This is a genomic window from Agromyces sp. SYSU T00194, from assembly GCF_040496035.1.
Taxonomy (GTDB): Bacteria; Actinomycetota; Actinomycetes; order Actinomycetales; family Microbacteriaceae; genus Agromyces; species Agromyces chitinivorans.
Window position 1 is genome coordinate 401,479 of sequence record NZ_JBEPJZ010000001.1, and the last position, 23,224, is coordinate 424,702.

Below are 23,224 nucleotides of genomic sequence, written 5' to 3' on the forward strand. Positions count from 1 at the left end.
CGGCGACGGCTCGTCTAGGCTCGACGCGTGGCCACGCAACCCTCCCCCGCAGCACGCCGGAAGCAGATGATCGTCGGCATCGTGATGGGGCTCATCGTGGGGGTCGTGATCAGCCTGATCACCGGGTTCTGGCTGTGGCTCGCGGCCGGAGCGGCCGTCGGACTCGCATCCGGCGCGCTGCTGAAGCCGCCGAGCGAGTAGGCCCGCGGGGACGACGAGGGCCGACCCGCCCGGCGGATCGGCCCTGCGTGCGACGGTTCGGCGCTACTTCTTCGACTTCTCCGGCACCGGCGCGGTGCCCGATGCGCGCTGCGCCCGGAAGTACGCCGCGGCCTCGGCCTGGCGCTCCGCCTCGGCACCGGTCGCGATGCTGGCGCGCAGGTGCTCGGGCTCGAAGCCGAACGCGTCGACCAGGTCGAGCGCGTGCGGGCGCAGGCGGGCGATGAGCCGGTCGACGTACGCCGTCACGGCCTGCGCACGCTGCGGCGAGAGCCGGCCGTGGATGAGGTACCACGACATGTGCCGCTCCAGCAGCCCGAGGCCGAACAGGTCGCGCACCCAGGTGAGCACCTGCTTCGTGCCGGGGTCCTCGGTCTGCTCGAGGCCGCGCGTGAACGCCTCCCACTGGAGCAGTTCGGCGTGTGCGCGGGCCGCCTCGATGAGCTCGTTCTGGTTCGCGTTGAACAGCGCCGCCGACTCGGCCTTCGACAGCTTGCGGGCGTCGCGCAGGCGGCCGGCGATCTCCTCGACCATGGTCTCGACGCGGTCGGTGAGCAGGCCGCGCTGGGTGTCGGGGTCGCGCAGGTCCTTGACCGAGCGCGCGGTCGAGCCGAAGTCGCTCACCGTCTGGGCGATACGGCGCAGGCCGCTGCCGTGGAGCGCCCGGTCGGCCGCCTGCGCCACCACGTACCGCGCCAGCGCGCCGGCGTCGGCGCCGGCGAACTTCTTCGAGAAGTCGGTGAGCAGGCGCTTCGCGACCAGCTGCAGCAGCACGTTGTTGTCACCCTCGAAGGTGACGTAGACGTCGAGGTCCTGGCGGAGGCCGACGAGGCGGTTCTCGGCGAGGAAGCCCGCGCCGCCGCATGCCTCGCGCGCCTCCTGGAGCGTGTCGAGCGCGTGCCAGGTCGACAGCGGCTTCAGCGCGGCGGCGAGGGTCTCCAGGTCCTGCCGGTCGTCGTCGGTGTCGGCCTTCCCGCTGAACACCGCGTCGAACTTCACCAGGAACTCGTCGTGCGCGAAGACCTGCGCGTACGTGGTCGCGAGGCGGGGCAGCAGTCGGCGCTGGTGGCGCTGGTAGTCGAGCAGCACCTCCTCCTCGGTGTCGCTCGCCGCGTTGAACTGTCGGCGCTCGCTGCCGTAGCGGATCGCGATGGCGAGGCCCACGGCGGACGCCGTGGTCGCGGCGCCGTCGAGCGAGACGCGGCCCTGCACGAGCGTGCCGAGCATCGTGAAGAAGCGGCGGCCCGGGCTCGAGATCGGGCTCGAGTAGGTGCCGTCGGCGGCGACGTCGCCGTAGCGGTTCAGGAGGTTCACGCGCGGCACGCGCACGCCCGAGAAGTGCAGCCGTCCGTTGTCGATGCCGTTCAGGCCGCCCTTCAGCCCGTCGTCCTCGCCGCCGATGCCGTCGAGGAACCCGCCCTGCTCGTCGCGGATGGGCACGTAGAAGGCGTGCACGCCGTGGTTCACGCCCTTCGTGACCAGCTGCGCGAAGACCACCGCGTGCTTGCCGTGCAGCGCCGCGTTGCCGAGGTAGTCCTTCCACGCGCCGCGGAACGGCGTGTCGATGACGAACTCCTCGGTGTCGGGGTCGTAGGTCGCCGTGGTGGCGATGGACGCGACGTCGGAGCCGTGGCCGGTCTCGGTCATGGCGAAGGCACCCGGCACGTCGAGGGTCATGATCGCCGGCAGGAAGGCCTCGTGGTGGTACTCGGTGCCGAGGTGGAGCACGGCGGCGCCGAACAGGCCCCACTGCACGCCCGACTTGATCTGCAGGCTCGGGTCGGCGAGCACGAGCTCCTCGAACGCCGCGATGTTGCCGCCGGCGTCCTCCTGGCCGCCCAGCGCCTTCGGGAACGCGCGGTTCACGTGGCCGTGCTCGACGAGGTAGTGCAGCTGCCCGAGCACGCGCTCGCGGTGCTCGGCCATCGGCTGGCCCTCGATGCGCTGCACCTCCGGGCGCTTCGCGACCTCGCGCGAGGACAGGCGCACGTCGGCCCAGGTGCCGAGCAGCTGCCGGCCGAGCGCGGCCACGTCGACGCGCGGCTCGGCGCCGGCCTCGTCCTCGTGCTGCTCGATCGTGGGTTCCACGGCGGTCTCGGGGCGAACGGCGGTGTCTGCCATGCGATGTCCTCTCTGCACAGATCGTCGAGCATCACGGTAGGTCTGGGACAAGGTTCGACCAACTGGGCTGTACGGATGCCACAAATCTGGCGTGCGCCGCGCGCGATGCCGATTGTGCGCTCCCCACATCGGCGGGCGCGCCCGGGCGGCCGCCCGGCTCAGCCGCGGAAGAACGCGTTCGCGCGCCGGGAGAAGAGGAGGGCGATGATGAGCAGCCCGAAGGCGATGCTGAAGTACTCGGCGATGGCGCTGGGAGTGACGACGATGACCCAGACGGAGCCGGCGATCGAGAGCACCTCGACAATCGTGACGATGATGCGTGCGGCGGAGTTGCCGCGCAGCAGCCCGGCCGCCACGGCGATCGCCACGACGCCGACGATGATCGAGACGATCGCGATCGTCGTGAGCGACACCCGCGCCCCCTCGGCTGCCTGGCCTGCGCCGAACAACAGCACCAGCGCGCCGCCGAGGATGTCGAAGAAGCCGCCGATCCAGGTCAGGATCGCGACGAAGGTGACGCCGCCCGGTCGTGTGGCCACGTGGGTCCTCCGCTCAGTCGGCGACGGGCTCGCCGGGCGCGAGGCCCCGGAAGTACCGGGTGGACTCGGGCATCCAGAGCAGCGTGATCGCCGCCACGGCGACGAGCGCGCTCAGGATCTCCCCGGCCATGCCGGCCGGGTTCATCACGCCGATCACGATCGACGCGAGTGCGCTGAGCGCCTCGAGCACGGTGACGGCGATACGCGAGACCGGGTTGCCGCGCAGCAGCCCGATCGCGGCGACGATGACGATGACGCCGAGCAGGAGGGACACCGTCGACGCGGCGATGAGCGCCGCCGTGCCGCCGAACTGCTCGGCGAACTCCGGGTCGGATGCGGCCGTGAACAACAGGATCGACGCCAGGATGTCGATCGCCGCGCCGATCCAGACGAGGAACGCGACGATCGTGATGCCCACGGGCCGCTTCGGTCCGAACTGGTCTGCCATGCGCTCTCCCCCGATGCTCGGCGATATCGCGATCCTAGCGAGACGACTCAGCCGTCCGCGACGACCTTCAACAGCTCCTCGCCGTACGCCTCGCGCTTCTTCGCGCCGATGCCGGTGATGCCGTCGAGCTCGGCGATGCTGCCCGGACGAGCCTGCGCCACCGCGCGGAGCGTGGCGTCGCCGAACACGATGTACGCCGGGACGCCCTGCGTGCGGGCCTGGTCGGCGCGCCACGCCCGCAGTGCCTCGAACAGCTCCAGCTGTGCGGGCTCGAGGTCGGCCGCCGCGGGCGCTGCGGCGCGGGAGGCCCGCACCGGCCGATCGGGCTCGGTGCGCAGCGACACGGTGCGCTCACCGGAGAGCACCGCCCCCGAGGCATCCGTCAGCCCCAGCGTGCCGTACTCGCCCTGCGCCTGGATGAGCCCCTGCGCGAGGAGCTGCCGCACCACGCCCCGCCACTGCTGGTCGCCGAGGTCGTCGCCGATGCCGTAGGTCGCGAGCCGGTCGTGGCCGTACTGGCGCACGCGCGCCGTGTCGTTGCCGCGCAGGATGTCGATGAGGTGCCCGGCCCCGAAGCGCTGCCGCCGTTCGCGCTCGAGGCGCACGATCGTCGAGAGCAGCTTCTGCGCGGGGACGGTGCCGTCCCACGACTCGGGCGGCGCGAGGCACGTGTCGCAGTTGCCGCACGGGGTGCTCTGCTCGCCGAAGTAGCCGAGCAGGTTCTGGCGGCGGCAGCTCACGGTCTCACAGAGCGCGAGCATCGCGTCGAGGTGCTGCTGCATGCGGCGCCGGTGCGCGAGGTCGCCCGGGCTCTCGTCGATCATGCGGCGCTGCTGCACGACGTCCTGCAGGCCGTACGCGAGCCACGCGGTCGCCGGCTCCCCGTCGCGGCCCGCACGACCGGTCTCCTGGTAGTACCCCTCGACCGACTTCGGCAGGTCGACGTGGGCGACGAAGCGCACGTCGGGCTTGTCGATGCCCATGCCGAACGCGATCGTGGCGACGACCACGACGCCGTCCTCCTGCTGGAACCGGCGCTGGGTCTCGGCGCGCACCTCGGCCGGGAGCCCGGCGTGGTACGGCAGGGCGCGCACGCCGTTGCCGTCGAGGAACGCGGCGAGCTTCTCGGTGCTGGCTCGCGAGAGCGCGTAGACGATGCCCGAGACCGGGTGCCCCTCGGCGTCGCGGCCCTCGCGTCGGATGAACTCGAGCAGCTGCTGGCGCACCTGGCGCTTCGACTCGATGCGGTACTGGATGTTCGGGCGGTCGAAGCTCGACACGAAGTGGCGCGCGTCACCGAGCGACAGCCGCTCGGTGAGCTCGCGGTGCGTCGCCTCGGTCGCGGTCGCGGTGAGGGCGATGCGCGGCACGTCGGGCCAGCGCTCGGCCAGTTCGGCGAGCGCGAGGTAGTCGGGGCGGAAGTCGTGGCCCCACTGCGAGACGCAGTGCGCCTCGTCGATGGCGAACAGCGCGATGGAGCCCGACTCGAGCAGGCGCTTCGCGCCCTCGGTGTTCAGGCGCTCCGGGGCGATGTAGAGCAGGTCGAGCTCGCCGGTGCGGTACGCACGCTCGACCTCGCGCCGTTCGTCGGGCGACTGCGAGGAGTTGAGGTAGGCGGCGCGCACGCCGTTGCGCACGAGCGCGTCGACCTGGTCGTGCATGAGCGCGATGAGCGGCGAGACCACCACGCCCGTGCCGGGACGCAGCAGCGCGGGCACCTGGTAGCAGAGGCTCTTGCCGGCGCCGGTCGGCATGAGCACGACCGCGTCGCCGCCACCCGCGACGTGGGCGATGACCTCAGCCTGGTGACCGCGGAACTCGTCGTACCCGAAGACCGCGTGCAACGCCTCGCGCGCGTCGGCGAAGCGGGGCGGGGCGGGTGCCGCAGGCGCGGCGGCGGGGACCGCGTCGGCCGGGACCGCGTCGGCCGGTACCGCGGTGGCCGGGACCGACGAGACGGCGCCCCCGCCGCCGGGGATCACGGTCTCCCACTCGGGCTCGGGCGGCGGCACGTCGTCGGGGTCCGGCGGCGGCGCGACGGCGTCGGGGTCCCACCAGTCGTCGTCGGGCGCCGATGCTGCGTTCCAGGTCACCCGACGAGCCTAACCAGCCCCGGCGACGAGCGGGCGGGCGAGGCCGCCGCCCCGCCCGCCCTCCCGCCGGGCACGATGTGGAGGAAGCGGCTCAGTCGTCGCCGGAGCCGTCCGGCTTCCGCCGGGTCAGCAGCAGGGTCGCCCCGACCGCCGCCGCGACCGCGAGTGCGGCGCCGCCGATCCAGAGGGCCTCGGCCGGCACGGCGAACCCGTCGCCGTCGGCCGCCTCGGAGGCTTCCGCGCCGTCATCGCCCGCGCCGGCGCCGCAGGCGAAGTCGGCCTCGCTCCCCGTGCCCAGCTCGACGCCGTCGCCGGGCGCCCAGGTGAACCCGAACTCGCCGGAGATCGGGTGCCCGTCGGTCGACACGGCCTGCCAGGTGACGGTGTACTCGCCCGGGTCGCCGAGGTCGGTGTCGAGCTCGACGGCCGAGCCCGCCACCACGCCGCATCCGTCGCCGTAGTGCCGGCCGTCGGGGCCGACCACCTGCATGATCGCCCCGTTGCCGAGGTCGAGCAGCGCATCGTTGGTCGTGACCGAGATCGTGCCGGGCTGCTCGGTCACGGTCGACCCGTCCTCGGGCGCCCAGGCGACCGGGTAGTTGTGCGCCGCGGCCGGGAGTGCGGGCAGCAGCGCGAGCGCGAGTGCGGCGGCCGCGCCGCCGAGCGCGCCCACGACGCCGCGGCGGCGCGCGTCCCGCACGGTCACCGCTTCGCTGCCCCGCGCCGTGCGGTCACGGCGAGCACGATGCCCACCGCACCGACGACGAGTCCGCCGATGCCGAGCACGCGGGCCAGGACGTCGGACTCCGCGGCATCCGACGCCTCGGACGCCTCGGCGTGGTCGTCGTCGGCGTGCTCGTCCTCGTCGGACTCCGCGGTGCCGTGCGAGTGGGCGTCGCCGGTCGACTCCGTCACGGTGAAGAAGGGTGCCGCGTTCTCGGGCTCCTCACCGCCGGCCTCGGTCACCTCGGTCCAGAGGTTCTCGCCCTCGGTGCACTCCTGCACGACCGGGAACACGAGGTCGGTCCCCGCGGCGTCCTCGGGGATGAGCACCTGCATCGAGACGGTGTCGCGGTAGGCGTCGGGCAGCGGCTCGACCGCCGTGTAGACCACCTGGGCGACGCGCTCGGCGTCCTCGCCGCCGACCGGCTCGGTGACGGTCTCGACGTCCCAGGTCGCGCTGACGGTCGGCTTGACCGCGTCGACGCCCTCGGGGATCTCGATCGTGAGCGAGGTGGTCGGGGAGCCCTCGCAGCCGTGGCCGACGGCGAAGGTCATCACGGAGTACGACCCGGCGGCCGTGCCGCTCGGGGTGACCGAGACGTGGGCGCTGGCGGCCAGCGGGGCCGCGAGCGCGAGGAGGGTGCCGCCGCCGAGTGCGGCCGCGGCGAGGGTGGTGGTGCGGAGGGTGGTGCGGAGGGTCATGGCTGTCCTGTTCGAAGCGCGCGCCGGATCGCTCGCTGGCGCCGGCGCGAAGTGATGGGGGGGGGTGGCGGGGTCGCGACTCAGGCGACGGATGCCACGGGCGGGCCCCGGTGCCGCAGGCCGGACAGCACGACCAGGGCGGGGCGCATCGACGGGCCGGTCCACGCGACGAGGCGCGTGCCGGTCGGGACGGGGGCGGGCAGCCGCACCTCGGGCAGCAGCAGCCGGATGGCCGTGGCGGCCGCGCGCGCGAGCGCGGCGACGGCGAGGTCGCCGCGCTGGAGGGCGACGACCGTGAGCAGCGCCGCGACCGCGTGGGAGACGAGCATCCACGCCGACGCGTGCAGCGTGCTGCCGCCGAGCCCCGCGAGTGCGTCGTCGAAGATCGCCGGGTCGACGGGTGCGTGGGCGGCGTGGACGCCCGCGGTGGCCGACGTGGCGGCGGACGCGGGCGTGGTCACCGAGAAGAGCGCGTGCAGCGCGAGCTGGCTGAGCACGGCGCCGGCCGCGGTGCGCGGCAGGCTGGCGGACGGCCCGACGAGGACCATGCAGACGAGTCCGGAGAAGGTCAGCGCGAGCACGATCGCGAGCCCCCCGGGCGGATGCCCGCCGGCGACCACGTGCGAGAGCGACGCGATCACGGTGGCGGCGGCGGCGACGAACCAGCCGCGCGCGACTGCCTGCCACCTGGTGTTCACGCCGACAGCCTACGTGAACGCGCCGCGGCCCCGCGCACCGGTGCGGTGCGCGGGGCCGCGGCGTGCGATCGGTCGCGTCAGAGCGGAGCGACGTCGAGCGTGAAGGAACTCGTCGTCCCGGTGCTCGGCACCACGATATCGAACGTGGTGAGGCCGGTGTTCCCCGGCACGTCCACGATGACGGTCGCCGTGCCGACCTCGTCGGTCGTCGGCGTGTAGGCGGTGTCGATCGGCGCACTGCCGACCAGCACCCCGCCCACGTAGACCTCGGCCACGTCGGCGTCGGTCTCGTCGCGCGTGAAGTCGAGCGAGGAGAGCTCGACGGTCACCTGCGCGCCGCCCGCGACGGTCGTTCCGCCGGGCACGTGCACGCCCACCGCACGCTGCGCGAGGTCGGGCGCGGCGCTGCCCATCGCGGCGAAGTAGTCGACCATCGACTGCAGGTCGATCTTGCCGCTGTCGGACACGTTCGTGCCGGCGGCGAAGGTGCTGAAGTTGTCACCGCCCGAGGCGAGGAACGAGTTCACGCCGACCGAGTAGGTGTCACCGGGCAGGACGGGCGAGCCGGCGAGCCACATCTCGGTGATCTTGTCGCCGTCGAGACCCTCGGGGTCGTAGGTGTAGGTGAAGTCCGCGCTCGCGCCGAGCTTCAGGAACGGCCGCGAGGCGCCTGCGGGCTGCCACTGCTCCTCGAGCACCTGCTTGAGCTGTGCGCCCGTGAGGTCCATGGACACGAGGGTGTTCGCGAACGGCTGCACGCCGGCCGCCTCCGCGTAGGTCACCTCGCCGGAGGCCAGGTCGGCGCGCAGGCCGCCCGGGTTCATGAAGGTGACGTCCACGTCGCGCGTGCCGTCGACGTTCAACGCCCAGAGCTGCACGTCGGCGACGAAGTTGCCGAGCGTGGACTCGCCGCCGCGGTTCTCCGGGAAGGAGGTCGAGGTGGCCGGGTCGGCCGCGACCGCGCGCCCGAAGTTCGCATCGGCGGTGCCGAGCACCACGCTGCCGAGCTCGTCGGCGACGGCGACCGCGTCGTCCACGATGCGCTGGACCTTGTTGTCCTCCTTGTAGGCGTAGCCGACGACATCGCCCTCGGCATCGCGCACGGCGACGTCGTAGACGGTGTTGTGCATCGAGACGATGGAGTCGCTCAGGGTGTCGTACTCGATCACCATGTTGCTGAACTTCTGCCCGTACTGGCCGCTGGAGATCACCGGTCGACCGTCGATGACGTGGTTGTACGCCAGGTGGGTGTGGCCGGAGACGATCGCGTCGATGTTGTCGTTGGCGTTCAGCACGATGTCGCCGAACCGCGAGGCCGGGTCGATCGCCGACGCGAGGCTCGTGGTCGCCGCGCCCTCGTGGACGAGCATGACGACGATGTCGGCCTCGCCGTTCGCGGCGACGCCGTCGCTCAGCTGGTCGGCCACGCGGTTCGCGGCCGCCACCGGCGACCCCACGTCGATCGTCGCGATGCCGGCGGGGCTCACCAGCGACGGGAGCTCGTCGGTGACCGCGCCGACGAAGCCGATGCTCACGCCCTTGAAGTCCTGCACCCAGTACTCGGGGAGCGCCGGGTCATCGGTGCCCTTCTCGTAGATGTTCGCGCCCAGGTACTCCCAGTCGGCGAGCGGCATCACGCGGTCGGTGAGGTCGGCGAAGCCGAGGTCGAACTCGTGGTTGCCGACCGCGCTGACGTCGAGCCCCATCTGGTTGAGGGCGGCGATGGTCGGCTCGTCCTGCTGGATGAACGAGGTGAACGTCGAGGCGCCGATCATGTCGCCCGCGGCGGCGAACACCGTGTTGGTGTTGCCGCGCGAGAACTCCTTCACGGCGCCGGCGAGCGCCGCAGCGCCGCCGGTGGAGCCGGACTGCTCGAGGCGGCCGTGGAAGTCGTTCACCGTCATCAGGTTGATCTCGGTGATCTTCTGCTTCCCGGCCGGCGGTGCGGCCTGGGCGGTCATCGCGCCGCCGAGGGTGAGCGCGGCGGCGGCCGCGACGGCCACCGTCCCCGCGGCGAGGCGTCGGCCCCGACGTGATGTGCGGGCCGGTGCGCCGGCCGTCCTGTGCTGCATGTTCCGGGTACTCCTTCGTTGCGGATCCGACACCGGCGTCGCCGGGCGACGCGTCCGAAGGGTGCCGGACCCGGACCCGAGGGCCCCGGTGCGCGGCGTCCCCTCCGACCGCACGGTGTCCCCGACCACGGGCAGGGTGGCAGGGGGTGCTGTTCACACTAGGGACCGCATGGGGCACTGCCAAGGCCCCGGCGACGCACAGAACTCGCAATTCACGACGATTTCATGCACGAGTCCGTCGCCGGTGCGCAGATGTGCACGCGAAGCGGTGCGCTGCGCTCAGATGAGCGCCGCGCGTCGCCGCTACGCTGAGCGGATGCTCACGGTCGTGATCGGGCTCGCCGGCGCCCTCGTGTACGGCGCGGCCGACTTCCTCGGCGGGCTCGCCGCCCGACGGGTCAGCGCCCTGCTCGCCACGGCGGTCGCGGCCTCCTCCGGGCTCGTCGCCCTCCTGGTCGCGTACCCGTTCGTCGGCGGCGAGTGGCACCGCGAGGACGTGCTGCTCGGCGCCCTGTCGGGCGTCGCCGGCGCGATCGCCCTCACCCTCCTGTACGCCTGCCTGGCCGTCGGGCCGATGAGCATCCTCTCCCCGCTCACCGCCGTGGTCTCGGCCATCGTGCCGATGGCGTGGGGACTCGCGGCCGGCGAGGCCCTCGCGTCGATCGGCTACGTGGCGCTGGGGCTCGCGCTCGTCGCCGTCGTCCTGGTCGGGTTCGTCCCCGAGCAGGGTGCCGTGCGACCGAGCGTGCGCGGCATCGCGATGGCGATCGGCGCCGGCACGGCGATCGGGGCGTTCCTGATCATCATCGACGGCACGAGCGACGCCAGCGGCATCGTGCCCCTGGTGCTGAACCGCTCCGTCAGCGTGGCCGTGATGACCACCGCGCTGGCCGTACTCGTGCTCGTGGCCCGGAGCCGCTCCCGCGCGTGGTCGAGGCGGGCGGCGGATGCGGCGGGGGCACGCGCGTCCGACGACGAGCCGATCGCGGCGGAGGCGGCGCACGCGGCCGGAGCGGCGGGCGTCGCGGTGCACGCGGCGGCGCGCGAGGACGACGCCGGGCCGCGGGACGCGGCGGGTGCCGCACCGCGGACGTTCACGCTGCGCACGCCCGGCATGGCCCGTGGCATCCGCTTCGCCCTCGCCTGCGGGGTCGTCGACGTCGCCGCGAACGTGCTGCTGCTCGTAGGGCTCCGCATCGGCGACCTCACGGTCGTGAGCGTGCTGACCGCGATGTACCCGGCCGGAACGATCCTGCTGGCGGCGATCGTGCTGCGCGAGCGCATCGCGCCGGTGCAGTGGGTCGGGCTCGCGCTCGCGATCACGGCGGCCGCGATGCTCGCCGCGGCGTAGCATCCGCTCGCGGTCGCGTGCCGGTCGCTAGAGCCGCCCGGCCCAGGACACCCGCACGACCGCGGCGCCCTGCTCGGCGCTCGCGGCGAGGTCGACCTCGCCGCGGATGCGCCAGTCGTGGTCGCCGGCCGGGTCTGCGATGACCTGCTCGACGCGCCAGACGCCCGCATCCGCGTCCTCGTCGATCGACAGCAGGCGCGGCGCGCGAGCCGCGCCATCGGTGCCGATCGCGTCGTGCTCGGCGTAGTACGCATCGAGCACCTCGGGCCAGCCCACCTCGGGATCGAGCTCGGCGAGCTCCTCGTCGCGCTCGAGCGCGGCGAGCTGCACGCGCCGGAACAGCTCGTTGCGCACGAGCACCAGGAAGGCGCGGCGGTTCGACACCACGCTGGGCGGTGCCGGGGGCACGACCTCGGCAGGCTCCGGGCCGTCCTCGAGCGGGTGCGCGAGCCGCTCCCACTCGTCGACCAGGCTCGAGTCGACCTGGCGCACCAGCTCACCGAGCCACTCGATGAGGTCGAGCAGCTCCTCGGTCTTCGCCTCCTCGGGCACCGTCTGGCGCACGGCACGGTAGGCGTCGCTCAGGTACCGCAGCACGAGGCCCTCGCTGCGCTGCAGCTGGTAGAACGACACGTACTCGCCGAACGACATGCTGCGCTCGAACATGTCGCGCACGACCGACTTGGGGCTGAGCTCGAAGTCGCGCACCCACGGCTGGCTCGACGCGAACGTCTCGTAGGCCTGGGCGAGCAGCTCGTCGAGCGGCTTCGGCCAGGTGACCTGCTCGAGGGCCTCCATGCGGTCGTCGTACTCGACGCCGTCGGCCTTCATCGCGGCGACCGCCTCGCCGCGGGCGCGGAACTGCTGCTGCGACAGGATCGGGCGCGGGTCGTCGAGCGTCGACTCGATCACGCTCACCACGTCGAGCGCGTAGTGGCCGGTGCCGACGGATGCCCCGCCGGACGTGTCGTCCGGGTCGAGCAGCTCGATCGCAGCGAGCGCGAACGGCGACAGCGGCTGGTTCAGCGCGAAGTTCGGCTGCAGGTCGACGGTGAGGCGGATGACCGGCGTCGCGGGATCGGCCCGGTCGACCTCGACCACGCCCGCGGCGACGAGGGTGCGGAAGACGCCCAGGGCGCGGCGGGCGAGCTCGCGCTTGCGCGCGAGCGGCTCGTGGTTGTCGAACACGAGCGCGCGGGCGTTCGCGAACACGTCGCCGCCACGCGCGATCACGTTGATGAGCATCGCCGCGGTGAGCTGCAGGTGCGAGGTGAGCGGCTCGGGCTCGGCGTCGATGAGCCGCTCGAACGACCGCTCGGTCCAGTTCACGAACCCCTGCGGCGCCTTCTTGCGCACGACCTTGCGGAGCTTCTTCGCGTCGTCGCCCGCCTTGCGCACGGCGACCGCGTTCTCGATCTCGTGCTCGGGGGCGAGCGCGACCACGGTGCCCGCCGTGTCGTAGCCGGCGCGCCCCGCGCGCCCCGCGATCTGGTGGAACTCGCGGGCGGTGAGCTGCCGCATCCGCTGCCCGTCGTACTTGGTGAGCGCCGTGAGCAGCACGGTGCGGATCGGCACGTTGATGCCGACCCCGAGCGTGTCGGTGCCGCAGATGACCCGCAGCAGCCCGCGCTGCGCGAGCTGCTCGACGAGGCGCCGGTAGCGCGGCAGCATGCCCGCGTGGTGCACCCCGATGCCCGCGCGCACGAGGCGCGAGAGCGTCTTGCCGAACCCCGTGGTGAAGCGGAACTCGCCGATCTCGCGCGCGATCTCGTCGCGCTGCTCGCGGGTCACGACCCGGATCGACGACAGCGCCTGCGCCCGCTCCATGGCCGCCGCCTGCGAGAAGTGCACGATGTAGACCGGCGCCTGCTTCGTCTCGAGCAGCTCCTCGACCGTCTCGTGGGCGGGGGTGACCGCGTACGAGAACGACAGCGGCACGGGCCGCTCGACGCCGGTGACCCGGGCCGTGTCGCGCCCGGTGCGGCGGGTCAGGTCGTCGGCGAGCGCCGTCACGTCGCCGAGCGTCGCCGACATGAGCACGAACTGCACGTCGGTCAGGGTGATGAGCGGCACCTGCCAGGCCCAGCCGCGATCGGGGTCGCCGTAGAAGTGGAACTCGTCCATGACGACCTGGTCGAGGTCGGCCTCGGGGCCGCGACGCAGCGCGAGGTTCGCGAGGATCTCCGCGGTGCAGCAGACGATCGGGGCGTCGGGGTTCACCGACGAGTCGCCGGTGACCATGCCGACGTTCGCCGCGCCGAAGATGTCGACGAGCTGGAAGAACTTCTCGCTCACGAGCGCCTTGATCGGCGCGGTGTAGTAGCTGCGCCCGCCTCGGGCGACGGATGCCGCGTGGGCGGCCACGGCCACGAGCGACTTGCCCGTGCCGGTGGGCGTGGACAGGATGACGTTCGCGCCGGAGACGATCTCGATGACGGCCTCGTCCTGCGCCGGGTAGAGCTCGAGGCCGCGGTCGGCGGCCCAGTCGACGAACCCGTCGTAGGCCGCGTCGGCGTCGAACGGCGTCGGCATGCGGTCGAGCAGCGTGGCGGTCATCCCCACGAGTCTGCCCCATCGGGGCGTGCGCCCGGGAAACGGCCGCCGGGGCCACCCGGACATGAGAGTGGCCGGTGCGCCCCGAGCTCGGGTCGTTGCGCACCGGCCGTCCAGGTCTCGATCGACAGTCAGTTCCCCCTGCATACGCCGTGTCTCGACCCACTCATACGGTAGGAACGCGGCAGGCCCGGGGCATCCGGGGAATCCCTGAAACCGTGCGCTCCGGGGCCGGAACCGGCTACACGCCGAGCAGCAGCGAGACGACGAACAGCACCGGCACGGCGCCCACCGTGGTGAGGAGCACCGTGTCGCGGGCGATGATCTCCGCCGTGTCGTAGCGCTGCGCGATCGTGAACACGTTCTGCGCGCTCGGCAGCGCCGCCAGCACCGTCACCGCGTAGAGCGTGTGCCCGTCGAGCCCGAACGCGAACCGGCCGACCGCCCAGGCGACGACCGGCATCACCAGCAGCTTCAGCGTCGAGGCGAGCAGCACGTCGCGGCGACCGGAGCCGGGCGCGAGCGGGCGCTGGCCGTGCAGCGAGATGCCGTAGGCGATGAGCATGATGGGCACCGCCGCGTGCCCGACGAGCGCGATCGGCTCGGTCACGATCGCGGGCAGCTCCACGCCCGTGACCGAGACCAGCACCCCGAGCAGCGACCCGATGATGATGGGGTTCGCGAGCGCGCGCAGCACGGTGCGCCAGACCGATGCCCCGCCGCGGACGACCACGTCGAGCACCGAGAGCGCCGCGGGCATGAACAGCAGCAGCTGCAGCAGCACGACCGGCGCGGAGAACGCCGCGTCGCCCAGCATGTAGACCGAGATCGGGATGCCGATGTTGTTGCCGTTGACGTAGCCGGAGCCGAGGCTGCCGACGACCGTCTGCGCGACGGGGCGCCGCCAGACGAGCAGCGCGACCGACGCGAACACCACGAACATCGCCACCGCCGCGATGGCGGAGACCGGCAGGAGCACCGAGAACAGCTCGCCGACGTCGGCGTCGGAGAGCACGCTGAACAGCAGGAACGGGCCGAGCACGCTGAACGCGAGCCGGCTGAGCACGTAGCGCGCGTGCGGACCGAGCACGCCGCTGCGCCCGGCGACCCAGCCCACGAACACCGCGACGCCGATGACCGCGAACCCGGTCAGGACATCCAGCACGCGGGCCTCCTCCTGCGCCGGGCGCGGGTTCGTCGTAGGGTCGAGTCCGATCCTCCCACCTCCCGCGACGCGCGCGTCGCCGGTGGTGGGCGCACACGGACGAGGGAGACCGCAGATGACCATGCAGACCACGCTGCCCACCACGCCGCTCGGCACCACCGGCATGGACGTCACGCGCGTCGGGTTCGGCGCCTGGGCGATCGGCGGCGGCGACTGGGCGTTCGGCTGGGGCCCGCAGGACGACGACGCATCGGTCGCGGCGATCCGGCACGCGGTCGCGCGCGGGGTCAACTGGATCGACACGGCGTCGGTGTACGGGCTCGGCCACTCGGAGGAGGTCGTCGCACGCGCCCTCGCCGACCTGCCCGAGGACGAGCGCCCCTACGTCTTCACCAAGGGCGGCATGGCGTGGGACCTCGCCGATCGCCGCCGCCGCGCGCAGCGGGTCGGGGCGCCCGCGACGATCAAGCGCCAGGCCGAGGAGTCGCTGACGCGCCTCGGCGTGGAGCGCATCGACCTGTACCAGATGCACTGGCCGGCCGAGGACGGCACCCCCATCGAGGACTACTGGAACGCGTTCGTCGAGCTGCGCGACGAGGGCAAGGTGCGCGCCATCGGCCTGTCGAACCATTCCGTGGCGCAGCTCGAGGCGGCGGAGGCCGTCGGGCACGTCGACACCTTGCAGCCGCCGTTCTCGGCGATCGCGCCCGCGACCGCCGACGAGCTGCTGCCCTGGTGCGCCGCGCACGGCACCGGGGTGATCGTCTACAGCCCGATGGGCTCCGGCCTGCTCACCGGCGCGTTCGACGCGGCGCGCGTCGCCGCGCTCCCCGACGACGACTGGCGCCGCAGCGCGCCCGCGTTCACGACCGACCTCGAGCGCAACCTCCGCATCGCCGACGCGATCGGCCGCGTGGCCGAGCGCCACGGCGTGCCGCAGCCCGCCGCCGCCGCGGCGTGGACGCTGGGCTTCGCGGGCGTCACCGCGGCGATCGTCGGCGCGCGCTCCGAGGCGCAGATCGACGGCTGGCTGCCGGCGAGCACGCTCGCACTCACCGAGGCGGACTACGCGGAGGTCGCCGCGGCGAGCGCCTGACGCGACGCGGGCCGGGCGGTCAGCCCCGGATCGTCGGTCGCACCACCGACGCGGGGCGACCGCCCGACACCAGTTCGACCACCGCCTCGACGAGGCGGAACGGCAGCAGGGCGACCAGGTGCAGGAGCACGAGCGGCCCGAACGCCGCGCCCGAGTACGGCAGCCACACCATGAGGCGGCGCTCGGCGCCCCACGGCAGCGCGAGCACCGCCGGCACGAGCGCGAGCAGCAGCCACAGCGGCTGCACGAACGCGAGCACGGTCGCGGCGATCACGAGGCCGGCGCCGACCAGCGTCTGGAGCACGAGCAGCACGCCGACGGGCGGGCGCGCGTACCGGATCGTGCGGTCGGCCGAGACCCAGCTCCACATGAGCCAGGCGCGCAGCAGCGGCACGCCCTGCTCGCGGAGCGCCGTGCGGAACACGCGATCGTCGATGCGCCGCTGCGCGAGCGTCGCCGCGCGGCTCCCGAGCCGGTCGGCCGCCCGGCTCTGCGCGTCGTGCACGATCGCGGGGGCGGACTGCCGCCCGTAGCTCGCGATGAAGCTCCACAGGAACGGCGGCACCGACGCGAGGTCGGTCGCGACGGGCTGCGCGCGATACGCGCCGCCGTCGACGGGGTCGTCGTAGCGCACGGGCTCGAGCACGTCGAACACGTACCCGTCCGCGGGCCGCTGCGCGAGCACGAGGTGCTCGAGCGGTCGGCCGTCGTCGTCGCTGAACGGCATCTGCATCCCTCCGGTCGCTCCCATCCTGCCGGTTCCCGCCCACGCCACGCCGCAGGCACTGTCGCAACGACGGTCGCGGGCCATAGGGTCGAGATGACCTCCCCGTTCGGGGGACGCGCACCGCCGACCACTGCGAGGGGAGACGGCCATGGCCCGACGGACTGCTCCGGCTGCGACGCTCGAGACGGTGGACCTCTGGTGGCGTGCGGCCAACTACCTCACGGTGGGCCAGATCTACCTGATGCGGAACCCCCTGCTGCGGCATCCGCTCGCCCCGACCGACATCAAGCCCCGGCTGCTCGGGCACTGGGGCACCTCACCCGGCCTGAACCTCGTGTACGCGCACCTGAACCGCGTGATCGTCGAGCGCGGCATCCCGACCCTCTTCGTCTGCGGCCCCGGTCACGGCGGGCCCGCGATGGTCGCGAACGCCTGGCTCGACGGCACGTACTCGGAGCTGTTCCCGAAGGTCGGGCAGGACGTCGAGGGCCTCGGCGAGCTGATGCGGCAGTTCTCGTTCCCCGGCGGCATCCCCTCGCACGCCGCGCCCGAGACCCCCGGTTCGATCAACGAGGGCGGCGAGCTCGGCTACTCGCTCATGCACGCCTACGGCGCGGCCCTCGACAACCCCGGCCTCGTGGTCGCATGCGTGGTCGGCGACGGCGAGGCCGAGACCGGCCCGCTCGCCGCGAGCTGGCGCGCGCACGCCTTCCTCTCCCCCGCCACCGACGGCGCGGTGCTGCCGATCCTGCACCTGAACGGCTACAAGATCGCCAACCCGACGCTGCTCGCGCGCATCCCCGAGGACGAGCTCGTGCAGTTCTTCCGCGGGCAGGGCTACGAGCCGCTGCTCGTGACCGGCGGCTTCGACGGCGAGGACCCGATGCGCGTGCACGAGGCGCTCGCGGCCGCGCTCGACGAGGCGTACGGGCGCATCCACGACATCTGGGCCGAGGCACGGGGCACGAACGGCGACGACGGGGGCGAGACGGATGCCGGCGCCGACGCGGCCCACGACGACGCCTCGCCCGCGGGCGAGGACGCCACCAGCGCCCCCGACGCGCGCCCGCGCTGGCCCATGATCGTGCTGCGCACGCCGAAGGGCTGGACCGGTCCGAAGGTCGTCGACGGGGTGCAGGTCGAGGGCACGTTCCACGCCCACCAGGTGCCGCTCGCGGGCGTGCGCGAGGACGAGGCGCATCGCGCCCTCCTCGAGGAGTGGATGCGCTCGTACTGGCCCGAGGAGCTCTTCGACCTCGAGGGGCGGCCGGCGGCCGGGCTCGCGCCGCTCCGGCCGGTCGGCGGCATGCGCATGAGCGCGTCTCCGCATGCGAACGGCGGCGTCGGCGAGGCGCTCGACCTGCCCGACACCGCCCCGTTCGCGGTCGACACCGGCGGGGCGCGTACGAACCGCGCATCCGCCACCACCGTCTTCTCGCACTGGCTGGCCGAGACGATGCACCGCAACGCCAGCTCGTTCCGGCTGTTCGGGCCCGACGAGGTGGCCTCCAACCGCCTGCAGGCGGTCTTCGACGTCACGCCGCGCGCGTGGATGGAGGCCATGCACCCCACCGACCAGCACCTCGGGCGCGAGGGCCGGGTCATCGAGGCGCTCAGCGAGCACCTCATGCAGGGCATGCTCGAGGGGTACCTGCTGACCGGCCGGCACGGCCTGCTCACGTCGTACGAGGCGTTCATCCACATCGTCGACTCCATGTTCAACCAGCACGCGAAGTGGGTCGAGTCGGCGCACGAGGTGCCCTGGCGGGAGGACATCGCCTCGCTCACGTACCTGCTGTCCAGCCATGTCTGGCGCCAGGACCACAACGGCTTCTCGCACCAGGACCCGGGGTTCCTCAACGTGGTCGTGAACAAGCAGGCCGACGTGGTGCGGGTCTACCTGCCGCCCGATGCGAACACCCTGCTCGCCACGATGCGGCACTGCTTCGCCACGACGAACCGGGTCAACGCCGTCGTCGCGGGCAAGCAGCCCCAGGGCGCGTGGCTCTCGATGGCGGAGGCGCAGGCGCATGTCGACGCCGGCGTCGGCGTCTGGGAGTGGGCGGGCAGCGAGATCGGGTACGTGCCCGGCGACCCCGGGGCGTCCGTGCCCGACGCCGTCATCGCGTGCGCCGGAGACGTGCCGACGACCGAGGCGATCGCCGCGGCCCAGCTGCTGCGGGAGCGGATGCCGCGGCTGCGGGTGCGACTCGTGAACGTCGTCGACCTCATGCGCCTGCAGGATGCCCGGGAGCATCCGCACGGCCTGTCGCACGCCGAGTTCGACGGGATATTCACGACCGACCGGCCGGTGATCTTCGCCTTCCACGGCTACCCCGCGCTCATCCACCAGCTCACCTACCGGCGCGCGAACCACGCCAACATCCACGTGCGCGGCTTCAAGGAGCGTGGCACGACGACCACGCCGTTCGACATGGTGCACCTGAACGACCTCGACCGGTACCGCCTCGCGCTCGACGTGCTGGAGCGCGTGCCCGGCCTGGCGGAGCAGGACGGCGTCGCCGGTCTCGCCGAGGACTGGCACTCGCAGCGGGTCGAGGCGCGCGCGTACGCGTACGAGCACGGCGAGGACCCGCCGTTCGTGACCGACTGGGAGTTCTCCGGGCGCTGAGCGCTCGGCGCGCCGGACGACGTGCCCCGGACGACCTGCCCCGGACGACCTGCCCCGCGGGGTTCACTTTTCAGGACCCCGGCCCGGTCGGATGCCGGATTCCGCCGCGGGCGCAGGCTCGAGCGCCGGAATCGTGCGAGCGACGGGCCGCAACGCCGGATTCCGGCATCCGCCCGGGCCGGCTTCCTGAGAAGCGACCAGCAACCGCGGGGCGAGCGGATGCCTCGGGGGGATCGCGCCCCGTCAGCGCGGGGCGAGGGCGGCGGCGCGCAGGCGTGCCGCCGCGTCCGCGGCGATACGCTCGACCGGGGGTGCCACGTCGACCGCCACGCCGGGCTCGTCCTCGGCGAGCGGCTCGAGCGTGGCCAGCTGCGAGGCGAGCAGGGCCGGCGGCATGAAGTGCCCGGTGCGCGCTGCGGCACGCGCCGCGAGCATCTCCGGGTCGCCGTGCAGGTGCACGAACACGGTCTCCGGCGCACGGGAGCGGATGCGATCGCGATACGTCCGTCGGAGCGCCGAGCAGGCCATCACGAGGCCGTCATCGGATGCGGCGAGCGCATCGCCCACGAGATCGAGCCAGGGCGCGCGGTCGGCGTCGGTCAGCGGCACACCGGCGGCCATCTTCTCGACGTTCGCCCGCGGGTGCAGGTCGTCGGCGTCGGCGAACGGCACCCCGAGCCGCGCGGCGAGCGCCGCGCCGACCGACGACTTCCCGACCGCGGAGACGCCCATCACGACGATGCGGGGCGCTGCGGGCGGCGTGTCGTCGGGCATCCCCCCATCATCGCGCACCGCGGCACCCGACCGACGCGTCACGAGGACATGCGACGGCGCACGACACGCCGCGCGACTGCATGCGTGCGGAGCGGGTCGGTCGGATCTGCATGTTCTCGGCGGGCGGGGTGGGCGGGACGGGCCGCCTACCAGCGCTCGTGCACGGCGGCGCGGAACTCGCGGTCGTAGAGCTCGCGTACGGCGTCGTCGAGGCCCTCGTCGAGCGTGATCGAGCCGGCGGCGGCGTTGGCGCGCGCCTGCTCGGGGGTGCGTGCGCCCGGGATGACGGTCGACACGCCCCGCTGGCCGGCGACCCAGGCGAGCGCGAGCTGCGCGGTCGTGGGCACGCCGCCGCCCGGGGCATCCGTCACGAACTGCGGGGCGAAGTGCGCGAACTGCTGCGCGGCGCGCACGCCGGTGGCGAAGTCGACGCCGGCGAAGGTCTCGCCCACGTCGAACGCCGACCCGTCGCGGTTGTAGGTGCGGTGGTCGTTCTCGGCGAACGTGGTGTCGGTCGTGTACTTCCCCGAGAGCAGGCCGCTGGCGAGCGGCACGCGCACGATGATGCCCACGCCCTCGGCCTCGGCGGCGGGCAGCACGACGTCGAGCGGCTTCAGCCGGAACGGGTTCACGATGATCTGCACGGATGCCACGCGCGGACGCGCGATCGCCGTGAGCGCCTGGGCGACGGTCTCGACGCTGACGCCGTAGGCGGCGATGGCGCCCCGATCGACCAGCGTGTCGAGCGCGTCGAAGACCTCGTCGTCGGCGAAGACCGCCGTGGGCGGGCAGTGCAGCTGCACCAGGTCGAGCGTGTCGGTGCCGAGGTTGCGGCGTGAGCGGTCGGTCCACTCGCCGAAGTTCACGAGCGAGTAGTTCTCCGGCTCCTGGGGCATGCGCCGACCCATCTTGGTCGCGACCGTGACGCCCGAGTCGGGGTGGTCTGCCAGCCAGCCGCCGATGATCGACTCGCTGCGGCCGTCACCGTAGACGTCGGCCGTGTCGAAGAAGGTCACCCCCGCCTCGGCGGACGCGTCGAGCACGGCCCGCGCGTCGGCCTCGTCGACGTCGCCCCAGTCGGCCCCGAGCTGCCAGGTGCCCAAGCCGATCGCGGAGACGGTGCGTCCGGTGCGTCCGAGGGTGCGGGTCTGCATGTCGGGTCCTCCCGGGTCGGTGCTGCAGTGCCTGCGGCCGGGCCGTGCGGATGCGGCCGCCATGCGAGCCTACGCGCGACCGGCACCGCATGCAGGCGCCTGACACCCGCGGAGCGCCTCGCTAGGGTGGGGAGGGACGACTGAGGGGGCTCCCGATGACGACGACCGGAACACCGAAGGCCGAGGGCGGCGCGGAGCAGGATCCGGAGTCCGCCGCCTCGACGACATCACCACCGTCGCCGCACCTGCCGAAGACGACCATCGAACGCTGGGTCTTCTGGCCGGCCGCCGTGGTCGTGCTCCTGTTCAGCGGCTTCGCACTGCTGCTGCCGGATGCCGCCGAGGCCGCGTTCGGCGCCGTGCAGACGTCGATCGTGAACGCGTTCAACTGGTACTACGTGCTCATCGCGGCGTTCTTCGTGGCGTTCGCCCTGTTCGTCGGCTTCAGCCGGTACGGCAGCATCCGCCTCGGCGCCGACGACGACAAGCCCGAGTTCTCGCTGGGCGCGTGGTTCTCGCTCCTCTTCGCCGCGGGCATGGGCATCGGGCTCGTGTTCTACGGCGCGAGCGAGCCGCTCAGCCACTTCGTCTCGCCGCGGCCGGGCGTCAGCGGCACGCCCGAGCAGCTCGCGCAGCAGGCGCTCAGCCAGACCTACCTGCACTGGGGCGTGCACGCCTGGGCCATCTACGTGGTGGTCGGGCTCGGACTCGCCTACGCGATCCACCGGCGCAAGCGCCCGATCTCGATTCGCTGGACCCTCGAGCCGCTGCTCGGCAAGCGCGTACGCGGCGCGTGGGGCAACGTGATCGACGTCGTCGCGCTCGCGGGCACGCTGTTCGGCGTGGCGACCTCGCTCGGGCTCGGCGTGCTGCAGATCAGCGCCGGCCTCGACTTCATCGGCCTCGCCGAGCCGACGGAGGTCTCGCAGGTCGTGATCATCCTGGTGATCACGGTCTTCGTACTGGCATCGGTGCTCTCGGGCGTGACCCGTGGCATGAAGTGGCTGTCGTCCATCAACCTGATGCTCGCCGGGCTGCTCGTGCTCTACATGCTCACGTTCGGGCAGACCGAGTTCCTGCTGCGCGAGTTCGTGCAGTCGATCGGCGCGTACATCCAGAACTTCGTCGGGCTGTCCTTCAACGTGAGCGCGTTCCAGGGCGCGGCGGGCGAGTCGTGGCAGGCCAGCTGGACCTCGTTCTACTGGGGCTGGTGGATCTCCTGGGCGCCCTTCGTCGGCATCTTCATCGCGCGCATCTCGCGCGGTCGCACCGTGCGGGAGTTCGTCGCGGGCGTCATCCTCGTGCCCACGCTCATCGGCATGCTCTGGTTCAGCGTGCTGGGCGGCTCGGCGCTCTACATCGAGCTGACCGACCCGGGGGCGTTGATCGGGCCCGAGGGCACGGTCGACGTCGAGGCGACGCTCTTCCACCTGCTCGACTTCTTCCCCGGGACGGCGTTCCTCACCGTCGGCGTGATCCTGCTGATCTCGATCTTCTTCATCACCTCGTCCGACTCCGGCGCGCTCGTCATGGGCATGATCGCCACCGGCGGGCAGATCAACCCGCGCAAGTGGGTGCGCACGTTCTTCACGCTCATCACGGCGCTGCTCGCGATCTCACTGCTGCTCGCCGGCGGCCTGGTGGCCCTGCAGACCGCCGCGATCATCATCGCGCTGCCGTTCAGCGTCGTGATGCTCATGATGTGCTGGTCGACGATCATCGCGTTCAGCCGCGAGCGCCGGGCGTACGAACTGGCCCGCCGGGCACAGTTCGTCGACCACATCGGCGAGTACTACGGACTCGAGGTCGAGCAGCCGTTGGAGGCGGGAGCGATCGGCAGGGGTCCACGCTGGATGCGCCAGATCGGGCGCAGGCTCAAGCTGCGCACGGACCTGCCGACCGAGCAGATCCCGACCGTCGGCACGCCGCTCAAGCCCGTGCTCACGCACGTCGACGACGAACTGCCGGTGCGCCACGCCAGCAAGCGCGCGCTCGAGGCCGAGGAGCGCGACTCCATCGGCGTGCCGACCGACGACGTCGACGAGGTCGTCGAGCACGACCCCCGCGCCCGCGGCGATGTCGCGGACGTGCCCGACCGCACCACCGACGACGACGGACGCGACCCCCTGCACGGGCGCGACTAGCACTCGTTCTTCC

At 72.8% G+C, this 23,224-nt stretch carries 18 protein-coding genes; 5 read left to right on the forward strand and 13 right to left on the reverse strand.

Annotation, left to right across the window (positions count from 1 at the left end; all coding sequences use genetic code 11):
* Positions 1 to 27: 27 nt before the first annotated feature.
* Positions 28 to 201 carry an HPP family protein gene (locus ABZK10_RS01975; protein WP_353807499.1) on the forward strand — a complete coding sequence of 58 codons (174 nt, stop codon included), beginning with the start codon at positions 28 to 30 and terminating at the stop codon, positions 199 to 201.
* A gap of 63 nt (positions 202 to 264) precedes the next feature.
* Here ABZK10_RS01975 and ABZK10_RS01980 read toward each other — a convergent pair whose 3' ends face one another.
* The 8 genes from ABZK10_RS01980 to ABZK10_RS02015 all read right to left on the reverse strand — a co-directional run bounded on the left by ABZK10_RS01980 (position 265) and on the right by ABZK10_RS02015 (position 9,615).
* A complete protein-coding gene (locus tag ABZK10_RS01980) occupies positions 265 to 2,340 on the reverse strand; it encodes an acyl-CoA dehydrogenase family protein (RefSeq protein ID WP_353807500.1) in 2,076 nt (691 codons plus the stop codon).
* A 158-nt stretch (positions 2,341 to 2,498) separates the two neighbouring features.
* A complete protein-coding gene (locus ABZK10_RS01985) occupies positions 2,499 to 2,879 on the reverse strand; it encodes a DUF7144 family membrane protein (protein WP_353807501.1) in 381 nt (126 codons plus the stop codon).
* A gap of 13 nt (positions 2,880 to 2,892) precedes the next feature.
* Positions 2,893 to 3,327 carry a hypothetical protein gene (locus ABZK10_RS01990; RefSeq protein ID WP_353807502.1) on the reverse strand — a complete coding sequence of 145 codons (435 nt, stop codon included), beginning with the start codon at positions 3,325 to 3,327 and terminating at the stop codon, positions 2,893 to 2,895.
* Positions 3,328 to 3,374: 47 nt separating this feature from the next.
* Complete coding sequence (gene recQ / locus ABZK10_RS01995; protein ID WP_353807503.1) at positions 3,375 to 5,420, reverse strand: DNA helicase RecQ; 2,046 nt, start codon at positions 5,418 to 5,420, stop codon at positions 3,375 to 3,377.
* Between the two features lie 91 nt (positions 5,421 to 5,511).
* A complete protein-coding gene (locus ABZK10_RS02000) occupies positions 5,512 to 6,126 on the reverse strand; it encodes a copper resistance CopC family protein (RefSeq protein WP_353807504.1) in 615 nt (204 codons plus the stop codon).
* Positions 6,123 to 6,845 carry a YcnI family copper-binding membrane protein gene (locus ABZK10_RS02005; RefSeq protein WP_353807505.1) on the reverse strand — a complete coding sequence of 241 codons (723 nt, stop codon included), beginning with the start codon at positions 6,843 to 6,845 and terminating at the stop codon, positions 6,123 to 6,125. Before ABZK10_RS02005 ends, ABZK10_RS02000 begins: the two co-directional genes overlap by 4 nt.
* A gap of 80 nt (positions 6,846 to 6,925) precedes the next feature.
* Complete coding sequence (locus tag ABZK10_RS02010; RefSeq protein WP_353807506.1) at positions 6,926 to 7,543, reverse strand: hypothetical protein; 618 nt, start codon at positions 7,541 to 7,543, stop codon at positions 6,926 to 6,928.
* Between the two features lie 77 nt (positions 7,544 to 7,620).
* Positions 7,621 to 9,615 carry a bifunctional metallophosphatase/5'-nucleotidase gene (locus ABZK10_RS02015; RefSeq protein ID WP_353807507.1) on the reverse strand — a complete coding sequence of 665 codons (1,995 nt, stop codon included), beginning with the start codon at positions 9,613 to 9,615 and terminating at the stop codon, positions 7,621 to 7,623.
* Between the two features lie 316 nt (positions 9,616 to 9,931).
* Here ABZK10_RS02015 and ABZK10_RS02020 point away from each other — a divergent pair, with 316 nt between their 5' ends.
* A complete protein-coding gene (locus tag ABZK10_RS02020) occupies positions 9,932 to 10,966 on the forward strand; it encodes an EamA family transporter (protein WP_353807508.1) in 1,035 nt (344 codons plus the stop codon).
* Positions 10,967 to 10,993: 27 nt separating this feature from the next.
* Here the strand turns inward: ABZK10_RS02020 and ABZK10_RS02025 are convergent, their stop codons facing one another.
* Both ABZK10_RS02025 and ABZK10_RS02030 read right to left on the reverse strand, forming a co-directional pair.
* Positions 10,994 to 13,522, reverse strand: a complete 2,529-nt coding sequence (locus ABZK10_RS02025) for a DEAD/DEAH box helicase (protein WP_353807509.1) — start codon at positions 13,520 to 13,522, stop codon at positions 10,994 to 10,996.
* A 238-nt stretch (positions 13,523 to 13,760) separates the two neighbouring features.
* Positions 13,761 to 14,684, reverse strand: a complete 924-nt coding sequence (locus ABZK10_RS02030; protein ID WP_353807510.1) for an AEC family transporter — start codon at positions 14,682 to 14,684, stop codon at positions 13,761 to 13,763.
* A gap of 115 nt (positions 14,685 to 14,799) precedes the next feature.
* Here ABZK10_RS02030 and ABZK10_RS02035 point away from each other — a divergent pair, with 115 nt between their 5' ends.
* Positions 14,800 to 15,780 (forward strand): aldo/keto reductase, encoded by a 981-nt coding sequence (locus ABZK10_RS02035; RefSeq protein ID WP_353807511.1) that lies wholly within the window; start codon positions 14,800 to 14,802, stop codon positions 15,778 to 15,780.
* Between the two features lie 19 nt (positions 15,781 to 15,799).
* Here the strand turns inward: ABZK10_RS02035 and ABZK10_RS02040 are convergent, their stop codons facing one another.
* Positions 15,800 to 16,507, reverse strand: a complete 708-nt coding sequence (locus ABZK10_RS02040) for a DUF1353 domain-containing protein (RefSeq protein ID WP_353807512.1) — start codon at positions 16,505 to 16,507, stop codon at positions 15,800 to 15,802.
* Positions 16,508 to 16,655: 148 nt separating this feature from the next.
* Between ABZK10_RS02040 and ABZK10_RS02045 the strand changes: the two genes are divergently transcribed.
* Positions 16,656 to 19,139, forward strand: a complete 2,484-nt coding sequence (locus tag ABZK10_RS02045) for a phosphoketolase family protein (RefSeq protein ID WP_353807513.1) — start codon at positions 16,656 to 16,658, stop codon at positions 19,137 to 19,139.
* A gap of 243 nt (positions 19,140 to 19,382) precedes the next feature.
* On the opposite strand, the gene ABZK10_RS02050 is transcribed toward ABZK10_RS02045, so the two are convergent.
* Together ABZK10_RS02050 and ABZK10_RS02055 are read right to left on the reverse strand one after the other, a co-directional pair.
* Positions 19,383 to 19,913 (reverse strand): gluconokinase, encoded by a 531-nt coding sequence (locus ABZK10_RS02050; RefSeq protein WP_353807514.1) that lies wholly within the window; start codon positions 19,911 to 19,913, stop codon positions 19,383 to 19,385.
* Between the two features lie 146 nt (positions 19,914 to 20,059).
* Positions 20,060 to 21,067, reverse strand: coding sequence for an aldo/keto reductase (locus ABZK10_RS02055; protein WP_353807515.1), 1,008 nt, complete (start codon positions 21,065 to 21,067; stop codon positions 20,060 to 20,062).
* Positions 21,068 to 21,222: 155 nt separating this feature from the next.
* On the opposite strand from ABZK10_RS02055, the gene ABZK10_RS02060 reads away from it, so the two are divergent.
* On the forward strand, positions 21,223 to 23,211 hold the full coding sequence (locus ABZK10_RS02060; RefSeq protein WP_353807516.1) for a BCCT family transporter: 1,989 nt from the start codon (positions 21,223 to 21,225) through the stop codon (positions 23,209 to 23,211).
* Positions 23,212 to 23,224: the final 13 nt, after the last annotated feature.

Excerpts from the sequence above, each read along its gene's own strand:
- ABZK10_RS02020 (WP_353807508.1), top strand. The coding sequence starts at position 9,932 with ATGCTCACGGTCGTGATCGGGCTCGCCGGCGCCCTCGTGTACGGCGCG.
- ABZK10_RS02035 (WP_353807511.1), top strand. The coding sequence starts at position 14,800 with ATGACCATGCAGACCACGCTGCCCACCACGCCGCTCGGCACCACCGGC.
- ABZK10_RS02040 (WP_353807512.1), bottom strand. The coding sequence starts at position 16,507 with ATGCCGTTCAGCGACGACGACGGCCGACCGCTCGAGCACCTCGTGCTC.
- ABZK10_RS02045 (WP_353807513.1), top strand. The coding sequence starts at position 16,656 with ATGGCCCGACGGACTGCTCCGGCTGCGACGCTCGAGACGGTGGACCTC.
- ABZK10_RS01990 (WP_353807502.1), bottom strand. The coding sequence starts at position 3,327 with ATGGCAGACCAGTTCGGACCGAAGCGGCCCGTGGGCATCACGATCGTC.
- ABZK10_RS02055 (WP_353807515.1), bottom strand. The coding sequence starts at position 21,067 with ATGCAGACCCGCACCCTCGGACGCACCGGACGCACCGTCTCCGCGATC.
- ABZK10_RS02050 (WP_353807514.1), bottom strand. The coding sequence starts at position 19,913 with ATGCCCGACGACACGCCGCCCGCAGCGCCCCGCATCGTCGTGATGGGC.
- ABZK10_RS02005 (WP_353807505.1), bottom strand. The coding sequence starts at position 6,845 with ATGACCCTCCGCACCACCCTCCGCACCACCACCCTCGCCGCGGCCGCA.
- ABZK10_RS02015 (WP_353807507.1), bottom strand. The coding sequence starts at position 9,615 with ATGCAGCACAGGACGGCCGGCGCACCGGCCCGCACATCACGTCGGGGC.
- ABZK10_RS01980 (WP_353807500.1), bottom strand. The coding sequence starts at position 2,340 with ATGGCAGACACCGCCGTTCGCCCCGAGACCGCCGTGGAACCCACGATC.
- ABZK10_RS02060 (WP_353807516.1), top strand. The coding sequence starts at position 21,223 with ATGACGACGACCGGAACACCGAAGGCCGAGGGCGGCGCGGAGCAGGAT.
- ABZK10_RS02025 (WP_353807509.1), bottom strand. The coding sequence starts at position 13,522 with ATGACCGCCACGCTGCTCGACCGCATGCCGACGCCGTTCGACGCCGAC.